Annotated in this window: 14 protein-coding genes and 1 tRNA gene; 9 read left to right on the top strand and 6 right to left on the bottom strand. The window is 66.4% G+C overall.

From position 1 onward, the window contains the following. Positions 1–1,151: GTP cyclohydrolase II (locus tag MK313_RS01510; protein ID WP_287779831.1), on the bottom strand; the 1,151-nt coding region annotated here is incomplete at its 3' end. Between the two features lie 123 nt (positions 1,152–1,274). On the opposite strand from MK313_RS01510, the gene MK313_RS01515 reads away from it, so the two are divergent. The 4 genes from MK313_RS01515 to MK313_RS01530 all read left to right on the top strand — a co-directional run bounded on the left by MK313_RS01515 (position 1,275) and on the right by MK313_RS01530 (position 5,272). Next, entirely contained in the window at positions 1,275–2,144 is an 870-nt protein-coding gene (locus MK313_RS01515; RefSeq protein WP_287779834.1) for an alpha/beta hydrolase, read from the top strand. Between the two features lie 89 nt (positions 2,145–2,233). After that, complete coding sequence (locus tag MK313_RS01520; protein ID WP_121221324.1) at positions 2,234–2,923, top strand: response regulator transcription factor; 690 nt, start codon at positions 2,234–2,236, stop codon at positions 2,921–2,923. Positions 2,924–2,926: 3 nt separating this feature from the next. Next, positions 2,927–3,784: an MBL fold metallo-hydrolase gene (locus MK313_RS01525; protein ID WP_287779843.1), complete on the top strand. Its 858-nt coding sequence runs from the start codon at positions 2,927–2,929 to the stop codon at positions 3,782–3,784. Positions 3,785–3,868: 84 nt separating this feature from the next. Further along, positions 3,869–5,272, top strand: coding sequence for an adenylate/guanylate cyclase domain-containing protein (locus tag MK313_RS01530; protein ID WP_121221320.1), 1,404 nt, complete (start codon positions 3,869–3,871; stop codon positions 5,270–5,272). Between the two features lie 22 nt (positions 5,273–5,294). Here MK313_RS01530 and MK313_RS01535 read toward each other — a convergent pair. After that, positions 5,295–5,368, bottom strand: a tRNA-Gln gene (locus MK313_RS01535). A 153-nt stretch (positions 5,369–5,521) separates the two neighbouring features. Between MK313_RS01535 and MK313_RS01540 the strand changes: the two genes are divergently transcribed. From MK313_RS01540 to MK313_RS01550, 3 genes are all read left to right on the top strand, one after another. Continuing rightward, complete coding sequence (locus MK313_RS01540; protein ID WP_008943249.1) at positions 5,522–5,995, top strand: hypothetical protein; 474 nt, start codon at positions 5,522–5,524, stop codon at positions 5,993–5,995. 80 nt (positions 5,996–6,075) lie between these two features. Further along, positions 6,076–6,588, top strand: a complete 513-nt coding sequence (locus tag MK313_RS01545; RefSeq protein ID WP_147431090.1) for a hypothetical protein — start codon at positions 6,076–6,078, stop codon at positions 6,586–6,588. Between the two features lie 103 nt (positions 6,589–6,691). Then, positions 6,692–8,755: an SEL1-like repeat protein gene (locus MK313_RS01550; RefSeq protein ID WP_121221314.1), complete on the top strand. Its 2,064-nt coding sequence runs from the start codon at positions 6,692–6,694 to the stop codon at positions 8,753–8,755. Between the two features lie 11 nt (positions 8,756–8,766). Here the strand turns inward: MK313_RS01550 and MK313_RS01555 are convergent, their stop codons facing one another. The 3 genes from MK313_RS01555 to MK313_RS01565 form a co-directional block, all read right to left on the bottom strand. After that, a complete protein-coding gene (locus MK313_RS01555; RefSeq protein ID WP_287779858.1) occupies positions 8,767–9,633 on the bottom strand; it encodes a 4-(cytidine 5'-diphospho)-2-C-methyl-D-erythritol kinase in 867 nt (288 codons plus the stop codon). Then, complete coding sequence (locus MK313_RS01560; protein WP_287779860.1) at positions 9,630–11,342, bottom strand: tetratricopeptide repeat protein; 1,713 nt, start codon at positions 11,340–11,342, stop codon at positions 9,630–9,632. The genes MK313_RS01555 and MK313_RS01560 overlap by 4 nt, the downstream gene beginning before the upstream one ends. A gap of 76 nt (positions 11,343–11,418) precedes the next feature. Next, complete coding sequence (locus tag MK313_RS01565; RefSeq protein WP_287779862.1) at positions 11,419–13,059, bottom strand: electron transfer flavoprotein-ubiquinone oxidoreductase; 1,641 nt, start codon at positions 13,057–13,059, stop codon at positions 11,419–11,421. A 148-nt stretch (positions 13,060–13,207) separates the two neighbouring features. On the opposite strand from MK313_RS01565, the gene MK313_RS01570 reads away from it, so the two are divergent. Then, positions 13,208–14,059: a uracil-DNA glycosylase gene (locus MK313_RS01570; protein WP_244922295.1), complete on the top strand. Its 852-nt coding sequence runs from the start codon at positions 13,208–13,210 to the stop codon at positions 14,057–14,059. A 10-nt stretch (positions 14,060–14,069) separates the two neighbouring features. On the opposite strand, the gene MK313_RS01575 is transcribed toward MK313_RS01570, so the two are convergent. Beyond that, entirely contained in the window at positions 14,070–14,315 is a 246-nt protein-coding gene (locus MK313_RS01575; protein WP_287779864.1) for a hypothetical protein, read from the bottom strand. A 43-nt stretch (positions 14,316–14,358) separates the two neighbouring features. Here MK313_RS01575 and MK313_RS01580 point away from each other — a divergent pair, with 43 nt between their 5' ends. Beyond that, positions 14,359–16,038 carry a lytic transglycosylase domain-containing protein gene (locus MK313_RS01580; RefSeq protein ID WP_287779866.1) on the top strand — a complete coding sequence of 560 codons (1,680 nt, stop codon included), beginning with the start codon at positions 14,359–14,361 and terminating at the stop codon, positions 16,036–16,038. Positions 16,039–16,044: the final 6 nt, after the last annotated feature.

A 16,044-nucleotide genomic window follows, 5' to 3' on the forward strand; every position in this document is an offset into this window, starting at 1 on the left:
GCCTTGGTCTTCAGATAGGCCTCGTTGTGGCTGTTTGACGGGAAGGCATGGGCAACGCGCTCCGTCACCTCGATGCCATGCCGCGACAGGCCCTCGACCTTCTCGGGATTGTTGGTCATCAGCCGCACCCGGGTTGCCCCCAGCTGATGCAGCATCTCCGCCGCCGGCGCGAAGGCGCGCTCATCAGCATCGAAGCCCAGATGCTCGTTCGCATCGACCGTATCCAGCCCGAGATCCTGCAGCTGATAGGCGCGCAGCTTGTTCACCAGGCCGATATCGCGGCCTTCCTGCGCCAGATAGAGCAGGATGCCCGCACCCTGTTCCGCGATCGCACGAATGGCGCCACGCAACTGATCGCCGCAATCGCAGCGCAGGCTGCCCAGCAGATCGCCAGTGAAGCATTGCGAATGCAGCCGGATCAGCACAGGCCGGCCGGCGGCAATCTCCGCCTCCGGTTGGCCGATCAGGATGGCGATATGCTCGACACCGCCATCCGGCGGCCGGAAGGCAACCAGCCGCGCATCCTCAATATCGGCCAGCGGCACCCGTGCCTCCGCGGCCAGTGTCAGCCGCGCGGCGGCAATCGCCGGATAGGCGGCGATTTCCTCTGCCTCGATCAGCACCAGGTCCGCGTCCCTTGCGACAGCGGCAACGCCTTCCGAATCGGTATGGGCCAGCCGCGCCAGCAGGGCGGCGGGGATAAGGCGCGCCTGTTTCACAAGCGCCAGCGCCGAGGCGGCGAGCCCATCCTCCGGTTCCGGCAGGATTGCCACCGCTTTCGACAGGGCTGGCGCCGCGCCGGCGGTCGGGTCGGCGAGCCGGCGCACGAAATCAGGGTCCGCCTTGGCCGGCAGCGCCAGCGATTCGACACTGCCGACAGGTTGGCCCGTTTTCAGGGCCGCCGCGCGGCGGGCGGTCAGCACCAGCGTGGGCCGGGACCCGGCGGCGCGGGTCAGGCCCGGCAGGCTGGCCGGCGTCACCATTTCGGCGGCCATCAGGATGCCGGCGCTTTCCCGCTCCCGGTTGCGGACCAGAACCTGGCCGCCGCGCCGCAGTTCCGCGATGGCGCGCTCGACACGTTTGACCGTGGCGGCGCGCAGGGCTGCCGGCGAGGCGGAATCGCTTTTGGCGGGCGGGGCGGCGGAAGACATGGACAGGCGCCTTGCGGATCGGGACATTGCAACTCTAGATACTCTGGCCAATCTAGGCACTGTGCCGGCCCATGAAAAGGCCGGCGGCCATATTGCCCGATAGGGGGCAGGGAGAGGGGGCTCTTGCGGTACCGCGATTACGATCAGGCCGGGCTGGACGCCCAGTACAACAACCGGGCGCTGGTGCCGGACCATCCGGCCTTCATCGAGGCCTGGGAAAAGCGCAGTATCGAGGCGCGTCGGCATCTCTCCGTCGATCTCGACCTCGCCTATGGTGACGATCCGCGGCAGCGGCTCGACTTCTTTCCGGCTCCGCAACGGGATGCACCGGTGCTTGCCTTTATCCATGGCGGCTACTGGCAGGCGCTGGACAAGGCGCATTTCAGCCATATCGCCCCGCTCTTCATTGCCGCAGGCATTGCGGTCGCGGTGCTGGGCTATCGGCTGGCGCCGGCGCAGCGGATGACAAGCATCGCGGCGGACGTCCGGGCGGGACTCGCCTGGCTGTATCGTGAATTGCCGGCGCTGGGCGGCGACCGGTCGCGGATTCATCTGGCCGGCCATTCGGCGGGCGGGCATCTGGTATCGTTGGCGGCAACGACCGACTGGCCCAGCATTGCCCCGGAGCTGCCGCCGGGTCTGGTGCGCGGCGTCTGTTCGATCAGCGGGCTATACGATCTGGAGCCGATCCGCCTTAGCTATCTGAACGCGGCGCTGGCGCTGGACGAACCGGAAGCTGCGGCACTCAGCCCAATGGCGACTCTCCCGGCCAAACCCAGCGGGCCGCAGCTTCTGGCCGTAGGCGGGCTGGAAAGCGCGGAATATCACCGCCAGCAGGCGGATTATGCTGCCCGGCTGCGCGCGGCGAGGCATCCGGTGCAGGCAATCGTTCTGGAAGGCCGCCATCATTTCAGCGCGGTCGATGCGCTGGCCGAACCGGATTCGTCCCTGTTCGAAGGGGTATTGCGGCAGATCCTGGCGCCGCGATTCTGACAATTTTCTGTGATCAACCGGCTTCGGCTTACCCGGTTCCGATGTTCTGCGATATGGTTACGTCACTGATGCAAAGCCGTGGAGAGGCGATGAGCAACGGCAAGAAGATTCTCCTGGTCGAGGACGAGGAATTGCTGCGCCAGTCCCTGGCCGAGCAACTCCAGCTCCACGAGGAGTTCACCACGGTGGAGGCGGCCGACGGGGCCGAGGCGCTGATCAAGGCGAAGGCCGAGCAGTTCGACCTCGTCCTGCTCGATGTCGGCCTGCCGGACATGGATGGGCGGGAAGTCTGCCGGCTGTTGCGGCGCGGCGGGCTGAAATCGCCGATCATCATGCTGACCGGCGCGGTATCGGATGCCGATACCATCCTCGGCCTCGATTCCGGCGCCAATGACTATGTGACCAAGCCGTTCCGGCTGAATGTGCTGCTGGCCCGAATCCGTGCGCAGCTGCGCCAGCACGAGCAGAGCGACGATGCGCTGTTCACCATCGGACCCTACAGCTTCACGCCCAGCCTGAAGCTGCTGGTCGATGGCGCGAAGAACCGCAAGATCCGCCTGACCGAGAAGGAAACGGCGATCCTGAAATATCTCTACCGCACCGGCAACCGCACGGTCAGCCGCGATGTGTTGCTGAACGAGGTCTGGGGTTATAACGCTGGCGTAACGACCCACACGCTGGAAACCCATGTCTATCGGCTGCGGCAGAAAATCGAGACCGATCCGGCCAATGCCGCGATCCTGGTGACGGAGCCGGGCGGCTATCGCCTGGTGCCCTGACCCTTGGCCGGGGCGGTGGCGGGCGCCGGCCTGACCGTCCGATTCTGGGGGGTGCGCGGCAGCATCGCCTGTGCCGATCCGGCAATGATGCGCTATGGCGGCAATACATCCTGCGTGGAGGTCCGCTGTGGCGGCCGGCTCATCATCCTTGATGCCGGTACCGGGCTGAAGCCGCTGGGCGAGGCGCTGACCGCCACGGGTGCGGCCTCCGGCAGGCCGGTCGAGGCCGATCTGCTGCTGAGCCATACCCATCACGACCATGTCACCGGCCTGCCCTTCTTCCGTCCGGCCTTCGATCCCGGCAACCGCCTCCGGCTGTGGGCCGGCCATCTCTATCCGACGCGGCGGCTGCGCGAGGTGCTGGCCGGGCTGATGGCGCCGCCTTTGTTCCCGGTGCCGCTGGATATCTTCCGCGCCATCATCGCCTATGAGGACTTTCGCGCCGGCGAGGAGGTGCCGCTGGGCGATGGGATTTCGGTGCGGACCACGCCGCTGAACCATCCGAACGGGGCTACCGGCTACCGTATCGCCTATGGCGGCCGGTCCGTCTGCTACATCACCGACACCGAGCATCGGGAAGGCCAGCGAGATCCCGCCATTCTGGGACTGGCGGCGGGTGCCGCTCTGATGATCTATGACAGCACCTATCCCGACGCGGAATATCCCCGTTATCGCGGCTGGGGCCATTCCACCTGGGAGGAAGGGGTGCGTCTGGCGGAGGCCGCGGGGGTCGGGCGGCTGGCGATCTTTCACCACGACCCGAATCACAATGATTATTTCATGGACGGCATCGCGGTGGCGGCGGAACAAGCGCGGCCGGGCACCATCGTGGCACGGGAAGGGCTGGAACTGGCGTTTTGACGCCGGCTTCACGATCTCCTGAATGCATGTGAGGGGCCGGCTGTGCCATGCTGCGCGTACCGCCATCTGGAGAGGTGAAGGGGCATGCGCGACCAGAAGGCTGACCTTATCACCCCGTTGCGCTGCTGGCTGACAGGGCTGCCGCGGCACCTGCCGGCCCTTCCGGCATCTGGGTCCAAGAGGCTTTTGCTGCCGGCGCGGCTGCGCGAGGCCATCGCGCGGCAGCAGGAAAACAGCGAGATCCTGATCGGCTGGATCCAGCTGGGCGTGGTGACCACCTTTGCCGTGCTCTATACGCTGGCGCCCAAGACCTTCCACCCGGACGTGATGTTCGAGCCGGTGCCGCTGGTACTGGCCGCCTATGCGGTCTTCACCCTGCTGCGGCTGGTGCTGGCGTACCGCAGGGCACTACCGGAATGGCTGCTCTACGTCTCCATCGTCGCCGACATGGCACTGCTGATGGTGGCAATCTGGAGCTTTCACCTGCAGTACCAGCAGCCGCCTTCCTTCTATCTGAAGGCGCCGACCCTGCTCTATGTGTTCATCTTCATCGCCCTTCGGGCGCTGCGCTTCGAGGCGCGCTTCGTGCTGCTGGCAGGCGCGACGGCGGCGCTGGGCTGGCTCGGCCTGGTCGGCTACGCCACCCTGTCCCGGCCGGACGACACCATGATCACCCGGAACTATGTCGAATATCTGACCTCCAACAGCGTGCTGCTGGGCGCGGAGTTCGACAAGATCATCTCCATCATTATGGTCACGGTGATTCTGGGGCTTGCCATCCTGCGGGCGCGGGGATTGCTGGTCCGTGCCGTGGTGGAGGGGCAGGCGGCGCGCGATCTGTCGCGCTTCTTCGCGCCGGAAGTCGCGGCGAAGATCACACGCACCGACCGCCAGATCCGCGCCGGCGAAGGGGAGGTGCGCCAGGCCGCCATCCTGACGCTGGATCTCCGTGGTTTCACCGCTTTGTCGATGGCGCTGCCGGCACCGCAGGTCCTGGCCTTGCTGGCGGAGTATCAGGCGCGGGTCGTGCCGGTAATCCAGGCGCATGGCGGCTCCATCGACAAGTTCCTGGGCGACGGCATCATGGCGACCTTCGGAGCCGCGCTGCCCAATGGCCGCCATGCCGCCGACGCCCTGCGCGCCGTGGCCGCGATTGCCGAGACGGTTGATGCCTGGAATGCCGAGCGTGCGGCGGCGGGTCAGTCGCCGATTCGTGTCGGCGCAGCGGTCAGCGCCGGGCCAGTGCTGTTCGGTGCGGTGGGTGACGAGACGCGGCTGGAATATACGGTGATCGGCGAGGCGGTGAATCTGGCCGCGAAGCTGGAGAAACACACCAAGGCGGAAGGGGTGCGGGCGCTTTCCACCCGGATGGCGCTGGAACTGGCCGAACAGCAGGGCTATCGCGCAGCGCAGCCACACCGACCGTTGGCCGGCTGCACCGTCGAGGGTGTCAGCGGTCCGCTCGATCTCGTTGTGCTGGTGGAATAGCCCGCCAGGGCCGCTCAGAAGCTGGCTGGGGCGCCAGGATTCGAACCTGGGATCACGAGACCAAAACCCGTTGCCTTACCGCTTGGCCACGCCCCAATGCCGCCTGCCCTGACCGGGCGGCGCGCAAGATAGGCGCAAATCCGGCGCCGCGCAACCTGTGGCGAGTCGCGGCGGCTTAACAGAACCGGCATTCTTTGTTATGGGTTGGTAGTGCCGCTTGTCGCGGCGCCCTCCAGTCGGGAGATCGGCTTGGCACAGGCAAAGCCCAAAGCGAAGACCGCCGAGAAGAAAGCCACATCCAGGCGCAACATGCCCTGGAGCATCAAGGGCGTTTCGCCGGAAGCGCGCGAGGCGGCCCGCAAGGCTGTCGAATCCGGCGACATGACGATGGGCGAATGGCTGAGCGAGGCGATCCGGGCCGTGGCGGCCGAGGAACGCGGCGTCGCTTCGGCACCGGAACCAGCTGCCGCACAGACTGAGGTCACCGAGGACAGGCTGGAACCGCTGGCCGAGCGCATCGCCGCCGCCGAGCGCCGCACTGCGCTTATGGTAGCGCCGCTGCACGAATTGCTGGAAACCATCGCGCGGCGGCTGGAGGGGCTGGAAAACCGCCTGCCTTCTGCGCCGGCACCGACCAGCGCTCCGCAGCCTGAGAGTCCCCCCGCCGCTGATATGGCTGACACAGGTAACACCGAGCCCACGCCGCCCGAGGGTCGGCCCTGACCGCCATCGCCGGGCGGGTTGGTATTCCGCTGTTTTTTCGGACATACTAACATACGTACGGTTTCTATTCGGGGGCAGGCATGGCGCAGATATCGCCCTGGAGTGTAAAGGGGGTTTCCCCCGAAGACCGCGAGGCGGCAAAGCGGGCCGCGCGCCAGGCCGGGCTGCCGGTGGGTGCCTGGCTCAGCCAAGCCATCCGCCATGCCGGCCAGGAGCCGCCCAGCAGAACGACTGGTGGGCCTGTGAGCGGAACATCCTCGTCTGACCCTGATCAGGCGGCGGAGATCATCGCATTGCACGGCGACGTCGCGATCCTGACCGCCCGGCTGGATGCGTTGAGTGATACCGTGGCCCGGCTGAAGGGCGATCTGGTGGCGCTGGCCGACGAAAGCAGCGCGCAGGCAGCGGCACAGAACAGCGCACCCGGCACGGAACCAGGAGAGATACCGCTGGATGTCCAGGCCGCGCAGGCGGCGCTGGAGCGGGCGGTTCTGCGCCTGTCCGACCGGCTGCGGGTGCTGGAGGAAGAAACCGAGCAGGTGCGGAGCCGAAAGTCAGCGGGGCTTCTGAGGCGGCTTTTCGGCGGTCGCTGACAGCATCGGTACTACCAGACTTAACAGGCAGCCCCTTCACGGTATAGGATGGTAGGGTCAGGACTACCAAGCGCCGACATGCCGGCCCGGAAAAGGCTATAGGATGCGAAAGGCTGGTTCCAAAGCCACCCCCTGGAGTGTGAAGGGCATTGATGACGCGACGCGGGACGTTGCGCGCGAAGCCGCGCAGGAAGCCGGCCTGACCCTTGGCGCCTGGATCGACCGGGCTATCCTGCGCCATGCCGGCATCACCCCGATTCCTGCCAATGACGCGTCTGACGGCGGTGCCGGCACCGAAGCCGACGCGGACCAACTGGAGACCGAGGTCGCTGCTGCCGAAGGGCGGATCGAAGGGCAGCTCCGCCCGGTCGGGCTGGCGGTAGCGCGTATCGCGCAGCGCATGGTGCAACTGGAGCGCGGCCTGAAATCCCTGCCGCCCGACTGGCCGTCCACCCTTACGGTCGCCCCGCCGGCAAGTGATTCCGTCACCGGCGAAGTTCCTACAGGTGAGGACCATGTTCCCGGCGGCATGGCTGAGGATGAGCCGGAAGACGAAATCGTCTTTCCGGCAACGGCAGACGAAGCGAAACCCGATCCGGCTGAGGAAGATTGGGATGCGCGCTGGAACCAGTTCAAGACGGAGCTGGCCGCCGAAACCACGGACGACGCACCATCGGCTGCAGACCCGACAGAGGAAAAGAAACCCGCGCCGACCCCGGCACCAACAGCTTCAGCACTGCCTCAGAGGCCCGTGCGCCGCCATGTCCAGGGAAAGTTGATCGTCGGTGGCATCGTCCTGGTCATTGGCGTGGGCAGCGGCATCGCCCTGATGAGCCAGAGCGAGCGGCTTGGCGTGAAGCCGGCCTTGCAACGCACGGCGGATGCGGTCATTGGGCTTGGCGAGGATATTCAGGCGGCGTTGCGGGACGGCACGCGCTGGGTTGAGGATCGCGCGTGGCAGCTGCGGGGTGGCCGCGAGGAAACCGACAGCAGCAGCGCGGCGCCGGCATCCCCGGAAGGGCCGACAGCATCCGCGCCGGCTGCGCTCGAAGCCGCTCCACCCGCTACGCCGCAACCTCCGATTCAGGGAATACCGCAGGAAGCAGCTAAGCCAAGCCCTTCATCTGCCGGCAGCCCCTCACCCGCAACGCCCGCTCCGAAGGCCCCCCTGCCCGTACCGCCGAAGGCGGCGCCGGAACCCACAGCGTCTGGCGATACCAGTGCGGCTGCGGGCCCATCAATTGCCGCCCTGCCGGACAGCAGCACCAAACCTGTTGAGACGAAACCAGCCGCCAGCGCGCCGAAGGCTGCTGCGCCGGGCTTCGCCGGCCTTGTGGAGCAGCGCGCGCGGCAGGGCGATCCGGAGGCACAGCACGATCTGGCGGTGCTCTATGCGACCGGCGATGGCCGTCCACAGGACATGCGGGAGGCTGCCTACTGGTTCCGTGAGGCGGCGATTCAGGGCGTGCCTGGGGCGCAGTACAATCTCGGTGTGCTCTACGAAAAGGGCACCGGCGTTCAGCAGGATGATGTCCGCGCCCTGCTCTGGTACCACAGCGCGGCCGAGCGCAATCACCCGCGGGCGCAATATAATCTGGGGCTGTTCTATGCGCAGGGGCGCGGCATACCGGTGAATTATGCCGAAGCCCGCAAATGGTTGCGCCGCGCCGGCGATCAGGGGATGACGCCGGCGCTGTTCGAGCTGGGACAGATGGAAGAACGCGGGCTGGGCGACGCACCGGACCGGAGCAAGGCCCGCGCGCTCTATGCCCAGGCGGCCGCGCTGGGCGATCAGGCGGCGGCGGAACGGCTTGTCGCCATGCCGCTCGACAACAGCCCGCCACCGGCCGCCAGCGCCGGTAGTGCCAGCAAGGGCGAGGCTGTTGCGGCGACGTCATCGCCGCTCTCGCCGGAGGCCGAGCGCGAGACGATCCGCGCGATCCAGCACATCCTGATCCGCCTTGGTTATGAAATCGGCGCCGCCGACGGGCTGCTGGGCGACCGCACGCGCGAGGGCATCCGCGATTATCAGCGGCGTCACGACCTGCCGGTGAATGGCACGCCTTCGGCGCTGCTGCTGCAGCATATGTTGCAGGTCATGAGCAAGGACCCTGCCGCCGGTGCCCCTCCGGCAAGTCCGACAGCCGCAAGGTCGAGCGTTCGCTAAGTCGGCGTCCGCTAGGCCGGGCGCAGCCTTGTCGCGCAGACCCACCAACCGGGTTCCGCCGCCCGCAGGATGCCGGCGCCGGCCTTTGCCGATTCTACGTCGCGCATAAGGGCAAAGCAGGTAGGACCGCTGCCCGACAGCCGTGCTAGCAAACAGCCTGGCAAGGCCTGAAGCCGGTCCAGCACCCTCCCGATCTGCGGCACGAGGGTGCGGGCTGCCTCCGTCAGATCGTTGCGTTGGGCACGCAGCACGTCCAGCAGCGCGGCTGGGTCCTCGGGGAGTATGACCGGTGCCGCCGCGCCAAAATCACCGGTCCGGGCGCGGAAGACATCCGGGGTGGAGAGTGGCACGCCGGGATTGACCAGCAGGACAGGTAGTGCCGGCAGCGCGGGCAGAGGATCGAGCTGTTCGCCGATACCCTTCAGCCGGCAGGGCCGGCCCAGCAGACAGGCCGGTACGTCAGCCCCCAATCTCAACCCCAGATCGGCCAGCCGGTCGGCTGGCATTTCCAGTCCCCACAGGCGGATGAGGGCGCGCAGCGTCGCGGCGGCGTCCGCCGATCCGCCGCCAATGCCGGCGGCGACCGGCAGGTTCTTCTCCAGCGTCAGGGCAACATCCGGCGCCCGGCCAGCTTCCTCGCTCAGCAGCCGGGCGGCGCGCAACACCAGATTATCGGCTTCGCCGCTCAGGGCTCCGGCAAAGGGGCCGGTGACTGAAAGGCGCAGGGAATCGGCGGGCTCCGCGATAATCCGGTCGCCGGTTTCGGTGAACGCGACCAGGCTGTCCAGCAGATGGTAGCCATCCGGGCGGCGACCCGTGACATGCAGGAACAGGTTCAGCTTGGCGGGGGCATCCGCCGAAACGGCGGCGGCGGTCATCCGTCGCGTTTCGCGGGGTCGGAAAGCCCGTCCTTCAGCTTCTTCTCGACCGACTCGATCAGGCTCTTGTCCTCGGGCTTCAGCGTCAGCACGCGCTGCCACTGGAACTGGGCCTCAAGCTTCCGGCCGACCTGCCAGTAGGCATCGCCCAGATGATCATTGATGACGGGATCGTTCGGCTGCAGCTCGATGGCGCGTTCCAGCTGGCGCACCGCATCCTCGAAACGCCCCTTGCGGTAGAGGATCCAGCCCAGGCTGTCGACAATGTAGCCATCCGTCGGCCGCTGCGCGACGGCGCGCTCGATCATCTCATGCGCCTCGTCCAGCCTTATGCCCTGGTCGGTCCAGGAATAGGCCAAGTAGTTCAGTACCAGCGGCTGTTCCGGCTGCAATTCCAGCGCCTTCTGGAAATCCTGTTCGGCCTTGTCCCACTGCTTGGCACGTTCATGGGCGATGCCCCGGACATAGTAGAGCGTCCAGTTCGCCCCTTCCGGGCTATCGATGCGCGCCATCGCCGCATCATAGGCCTCCGCCGCCTCTATATATTTCTCCGCGCCCCGCAGCAGGTCGCCGACCCGGACCAGCGCCTCGTGCCGGTCCTTGTTCTGGTCCGACAGGCTGCGGAAATGCGCGATGGCCTCGTCGCGCCGCTTCATCGCGTTCAGCGATTCGCCGATCGCCATGGCGGCATTCCAGCTATAGGGCGAGTCTTGCGGAACTTTCCAGAAGGCGGCGATGGCCTCGTCCCAGCGGCGCTGGTCCTGCAGCAGATCGCCGATCAGCAGAGCTTTGCTGGGATGGCCGGGGTCGAGATGGAACGCCAGCCGGGCATGGATGAGCGCGGCCTCAGTGGCGCGGTCGTTGCGCAGGCCCGTGGCAATGTCGTACAGCGCCTCGGCGAGGCCGTGCAGCACATCGGACGCCACCGGCTTCGGCGCCTGCCCCTGGTTCAGCCGGTCGATCCAGCGGTCGATGATCCGCCCGTCCGCCTGGTCGCCGCGCGCCGATGCGTACAGCGCCCGCGCCTTGTCCGCCTGGCCCTGGCTCTCATAGATCCAGCCCAGCGCCATGACCAGCCGCAGCGGCGGTGTCTCCAGGCCGTTCATCAGGGTTTCCAGGGTCGCGGCCGCTTCCTGCGGCTGACCGGCCACCATCTGCAGCAGGCCGCGATGGAAGTTGGCCAGCAGCGACAGCCCGTCTTCCTGCCGGATGTCGCCGAGCAGCTTCAGCGCGGCCTCGGTATCGCCCTTGCCCTGCAGCATCCAGGCCAGCAGCAGCGGCCGGGTCAGCTGCATCAGCCCGCGCGGCGGCTGGGCCTGCAACTGTGCGACGGCGCTCTGGAAATCACCCTTGCGGGCCATCTCCAGGGAAAGATAGAGGGCGGCAACCGGATCACCGGGCGCCAGATCGGCCACCCGCCGGGCCAGAGAGTCCAGCGAATCGAGCCGTCCCTCGGCAATCTGCAGCACCAGCACGCGGCGCAGCAGCGTCGGATTGTCGGGATCGGCGGCCAGGGCCTGGATCATATAGTCGGCGGCGGCGGCAAGGTCCGCCTCGCGATAGGCGTGCTGCCCCGCCAGATAGCTGCCATAGGCCGCGGACATGCTGTCGCCGGTCCGCGCGAGGGCCGGGTTCCCCAGAACGGTACCGCCGAGGAGCAGGACGCAGGCCAGACGCGCAAGACGAGCGGGCAGCAGCAGGCGTGTCATGATCTGTTCTCCACCCATCAGCAGGACCATTGGCCGGGCGGGAGTACCGCGCCGGCACGGCGTCCTGGGCAGGCTTCTACATGTTGGGATAATTGGGGCCGCCGCCACCTTCCGGAACGACCCAGTTGATATTCTGCGACGGGTCCTTGATGTCGCAGGTCTTGCAGTGCACGCAGTTCTGCGCGTTGATCTGCAGCCTGGGGTTCGATCCGTCGTCGTCGCGCACGATTTCGTAGACACCGGCCGGGCAGTAGCGCTGCTCCGGCGCGTCGTACAGCGCCAGATTCACCTCGATGGGCACGCTCTTGTCGCGCAGCGTCAGGTGGGCCGGCTGGTTCTCCTCGTGATTGGTGTTCGAGATGAACACCGAGGACAGCTTGTCGAAGGTGATCTTGCCGTCGGGCTTGGGATAGTCGATCGGCGTGCACTCGGACGCTTTCTTCAGCTGCGGATGGTCGGCATGGTTGCGGAAGGTCCACGGCGCCTTGCCACGAAACAGGTAAGTATCGAGCGCCGAATAGGCAAGGCCCGACCACATGCCGTAATGGAAGGCCGGCCTGATGTTGCGCACACCATGCAGCTCGCTCCAGACCCAGCTTGCCTTCAGCGCTTCCGGATAGGCGGTCAGCTCGATTCCGTTGCCCGCGCCTTCCTGGGTGAGAGCCTCGAAGGCGGCTTCGGCAGCCAGCATGCCGGACTTCATCGCGGTGTGCGTGCCCTTGATCTTCGGCACGTTCAGGAAGCCGGCCGTGCAGCCGATCAGCGCGCCGCCCGGGAAGGTCAGTTTCGGGATCGACTGGAAGCCGCCCTCGTTCAGCGCCCGTGCCCCGTAGGAGATGCGCCGCGCGCCCTCGAAGAAGGGCTTCACGGCAGGGTGCAGCTTGAAGCGCTGGAATTCGTCGAACGGGCTGAGATAGGGGTTCTGGTAGTCCAGCCCGATGACGAAGCCGACCGCCATCTGGTTGCCTTCCAGATGGTACAGGAAGGAGCCGCCATAGGTGTTGGTATCCATCGGCCAGCCGATGGAATGCCAGACCAGCCCCGGCTTGTGTTTCTCCGGGTCGATCTCCCACAGTTCCTTGATGCCGATGCCGAAGGTCTGCGGATCGCAGTCCTTGCGCAGCTCGAACTTCTGGAACAGGCCCTTGCTGAGCGAACCGCGGCAGCCCTCGGCGAACAGGGTGATCTTCGCATGCAGCTCGACGCCTGGCGTGTAGTTCGCGGTCTGCTCGCCATCCTTGCCGATGCCCATGTCGCCTGTGGCAACCCCGCGCACCGCGCCATTCTCGTCATACAGCACCTCGGCCGCGGCGAAGCCGGGATAGATCTCCACCCCCAGCGCCTCGGCCTGCTCGCCCAGCCAGCGGCAGACATTGCCCAGGCTGACGATGTAATTGCCATGATTGTTCATCTGCGGCGGGGTCGGCAGCTTGAAGGCCTTGGATTCCGTCAGGAACATGAAGCGATCGTCAGCTGCTGGCGTGTTCAGCGGCGCGCCCTTCTCCTTCCAGTCGGGAATCAGCTCGTTGAGCGCGCGCGGCTCCAGCACTGCACCGGACAGGATGTGCGCCCCGACCTCGGACCCCTTCTCGACGATGCAGACGCTGACATCCTTGCCGGTTTCGGCGCAGATCTGCTTCAGCCGTATCGCCGCGCTCAGGCCCGACGGGCCGGCGCCGACGATGACGACGTCATATTCCATGCTTTCGCGTTCCATTTACCCTGTCCTGCTGCGCTAGATCATGTCGTGGCGGACCGGAAATGCGGCTGGCGGTCGAACTTTCGCCCTCACGGCCCGCCGCTTCCTATATAGTTCGTCAAATCTGAGACCGCCTATCCCTTAGCGCAACGCGATGGCGATTGCCATGCCTGAACCGCAATTCTCCAACCCGATCCGGCTGTTGCAATGGTACGCCGAGGCCGGAATCGACGAGGCAATCGAGGATCAGCCGATTGACCGCTATGCGGTTGCGGCGCGTCAGCAGTCTGCCGCTGCCATGCCCGCACCGATGGCTGCGCGGACGCCGCCGATACCGCCCTCCCCCTCGCGACCGATTGCCGCGCCGGCTGCAGCGTCAGGTGCCGCTTTTACGGGTGCCGACGATGCGCGGCGCCAGGCCGCCGCTGCCGGGTCGCTGGAGGCGCTGCGTGATGCCCTTGCCGCGTTCGAGGGGTGTGCCCTGAAGCAGACGGCAATGAATCTGGTCTTTGCCGATGGCAATCCGTCAGCACCTGTCATGTTCATCGGCGAGGCGCCGGGCCGCGACGAGGACCGCAAGGGCCTGCCTTTCGTCGGCCGCTCCGGCCAGCTGCTGGACCGCATGCTGGCGGCCATCGGGCTGGACCGACATGCGGAAAGCGCCGACAAAGCCGCCTATATCGCCAATATCCTGCCTTGGCGACCGCCCGGCGACCGTACGCCGACCGCCGCTGAGATCGCCGCCTGCCTGCCCTTCATCGAGCGCCACATCGCCTTGGTGAAGCCGCGCTATGTCGTCCTGCTGGGCGGCACGGCGGCAAAATCCCTGCTGAATCGCAGTGAGGGCATAATGCGTCTGCGCGGGCGCTGGTATGAGCATCCCGTCGAGGGGCTGGATCAGCCGGTGTCGTGCCTCGCCACCTATCATCCGGCCTTCCTTCTGCGCAGCCCGAAGGAGAAGCGAAGCGCCTGGCGCGATTTTCTTGAGCTAAAGTCGAAATTAGGAACTTCTGTATAACTTATTGAGTTCACACCCGAAGCCAAATTTCCAGAAAGTCGACGTTGAATAACTGCAACACGCTGACACGATTCAACGTCTTGCCAGAGCGCTCCTCTTCTGTTTTACCTAACGCTATGAATGCGCGTGATACTAGAAAAATCATAGCGATTTCAAAGGCATCAATGCTCGCGGCAGTTTTTGCGGTCGGGTTGTCGATGCCGGCGAAGGCCCTGGATGGGCTGCCGATCGAAACCGCGCTGCTGTCGCCGGGCACTCTCGAGAAAGCTCTCGAGGGTCAGGCCTCCGGTCTGCCTGCCGTGCTGCGCCCTTCGGACGCCCAGCTCTACAAGCGTATCTTCTCGCTGCAGACGCTCGGGCGGTGGGAAGCCGCCGACCGGGAAATCGCCAAGCTGGGTGACCGCTCACTGATGGGGCATGTGCTCTATCAGCGCTATATGCATCCGACGGCCTACCGCTCTTCCTATGAGGAGCTGCGAAGCTGGCTGGAGAAGTATGCCGACCATCCGGAAGCCAGCCGGGTCCATAGCCTGGCCCGGAAGCGCAAGCCGGCCGGTGCCAAGGCGCCGCCGGGCCCGGTGCAGGGCTATCTGTACGGTAATGGCACCGAAGGCTCCGGCATGCCGGAGCGGATCAGCATCCGCAACCGGGCTGGCAAGCTGGTGCGGGATGCCGGCGCTGACCAGGTTCTGCGTCAGATCACGGCGCTGTCGCGCGACGGGTCGCCGAGCGCGGCGCTGAAACTTCTCGAAGGGCGGCTGAAGGGCCAGATCGACACCCTGCCGCTCGCCCTTGCCCGGGGCGAGATCGCCGCCGGCTACTATCTCGCCAATCGGGACGACTTGGCGCTGGAACAGGCCGCTCTGGCGGTGCGCCAGTCCGGCGACAGCGACAAGATGGCGGCCTGGGTCGCCGGCCTCGCTGCCTGGCGGCTTGGCAAGTTCGATACCGCCGGCCGCTATTTCGAGCTGGTGGCGCTGGATGATGATGTGTCCGGCTGGACTGCCGCTGCCGGCGCCTATTGGGCGTCGCGCGTGCACCTGAAGTTGCGCCGCCCGGCTGAGGCCACGCGCTGGCTGGCCCGCGCGGCAACCTTCCCGGCGAGCTTCTATGGCCTGCTGGCGCGCCGCGCGCTTGGCGTCGAGACGCCGGCGAACTGGAGCGAGCCGGCATTGGGCGAAGCCGATTTCCGCTATCTCATGGAACAGCCGGGTGGCAAGCGCAGCCTGGCGCTGATCCAGCTGGAGATGGTCGAGCTGGCGGAGATGGAGCTGCGCAAGCTCTACCCGCGGATCGAGCCGGAGCGTGCCACGGCCGTGCTTGCCGTCGCCAACCGCGCCAATATGGCCGGTCTGGCGCTGCGACTGGCCAGCCGGCTGCAGGTCGCGACCGGCGAGCGCTACAAGGTGGGCCTGTTCCCGATGCCGCAATGGGAGCCGCCGGGCGGCTTCATTGTCGACAAGGCGCTGCTGTTCAGCATTATCCGTCAGGAATCCGCCTTTGACGTCCGCGCCCAGAGCGGCAGCGGCGCACGCGGCCTGATGCAGCTGATGCCCAGCACTGCGCGTCTGATGGCGACCGACGAGGAATATGCCGGTAACCGGTCCGAGTTGTTCGATCCCGACCTGAATCTGACGCTGGGCCAGCGCTATCTGCAGCATCTGATCGGCCTGGAGCAGCTGGACGGAAACCTGTTCTGGGTGGTTGCCTCCTACAATGCAGGGCCGGGCAATCTCGGGCGCTGGCTGAAGCAGGTCGATTACCGCGATGATCCGCTGCTGTTCATCGAATCGATTCCGTCGCGAGAGACCCGGAATTTCGTGGAGCGGGTGGTGGCGAATTTCTGGACCTACCGGATGCGCATGGGCCAGCCCTCGCCATCGCTGGATCAGGTTGCGGCCGGCCAGTGGCCGAAATATGAATCGCTGGACGAGCAGGCCCGCGCTGCGGTTGCGCAGACCATTTCGGTGGGGCCCTAGTACCGG

The organism is Oceanibaculum sp., from assembly GCF_022449305.1.
GTDB lineage: Bacteria > Pseudomonadota > Alphaproteobacteria > Oceanibaculales > Oceanibaculaceae > Oceanibaculum > Oceanibaculum indicum.

What these genes read in the sequence shown, in the direction of transcription:
- MK313_RS01545 (WP_147431090.1), top strand. Translation starts at nt 6,076, where the DNA reads ATGGCGCAGATATCGCCCTGGAGTGTAAAGGGGGTTTCCCCCGAAGAC.
- MK313_RS01560 (WP_287779860.1), bottom strand. Translation starts at nt 11,342, where the DNA reads ATGACACGCCTGCTGCTGCCCGCTCGTCTTGCGCGTCTGGCCTGCGTC.
- MK313_RS01530 (WP_121221320.1), top strand. Translation starts at nt 3,869, where the DNA reads ATGCGCGACCAGAAGGCTGACCTTATCACCCCGTTGCGCTGCTGGCTG.
- MK313_RS01565 (WP_287779862.1), bottom strand. Translation starts at nt 13,059, where the DNA reads ATGGAACGCGAAAGCATGGAATATGACGTCGTCATCGTCGGCGCCGGC.
- MK313_RS01550 (WP_121221314.1), top strand. Translation starts at nt 6,692, where the DNA reads ATGCGAAAGGCTGGTTCCAAAGCCACCCCCTGGAGTGTGAAGGGCATT.
- MK313_RS01555 (WP_287779858.1), bottom strand. Translation starts at nt 9,633, where the DNA reads ATGACCGCCGCCGCCGTTTCGGCGGATGCCCCCGCCAAGCTGAACCTG.
- MK313_RS01570 (WP_244922295.1), top strand. Translation starts at nt 13,208, where the DNA reads ATGCCTGAACCGCAATTCTCCAACCCGATCCGGCTGTTGCAATGGTAC.
- MK313_RS01520 (WP_121221324.1), top strand. Translation starts at nt 2,234, where the DNA reads ATGAGCAACGGCAAGAAGATTCTCCTGGTCGAGGACGAGGAATTGCTG.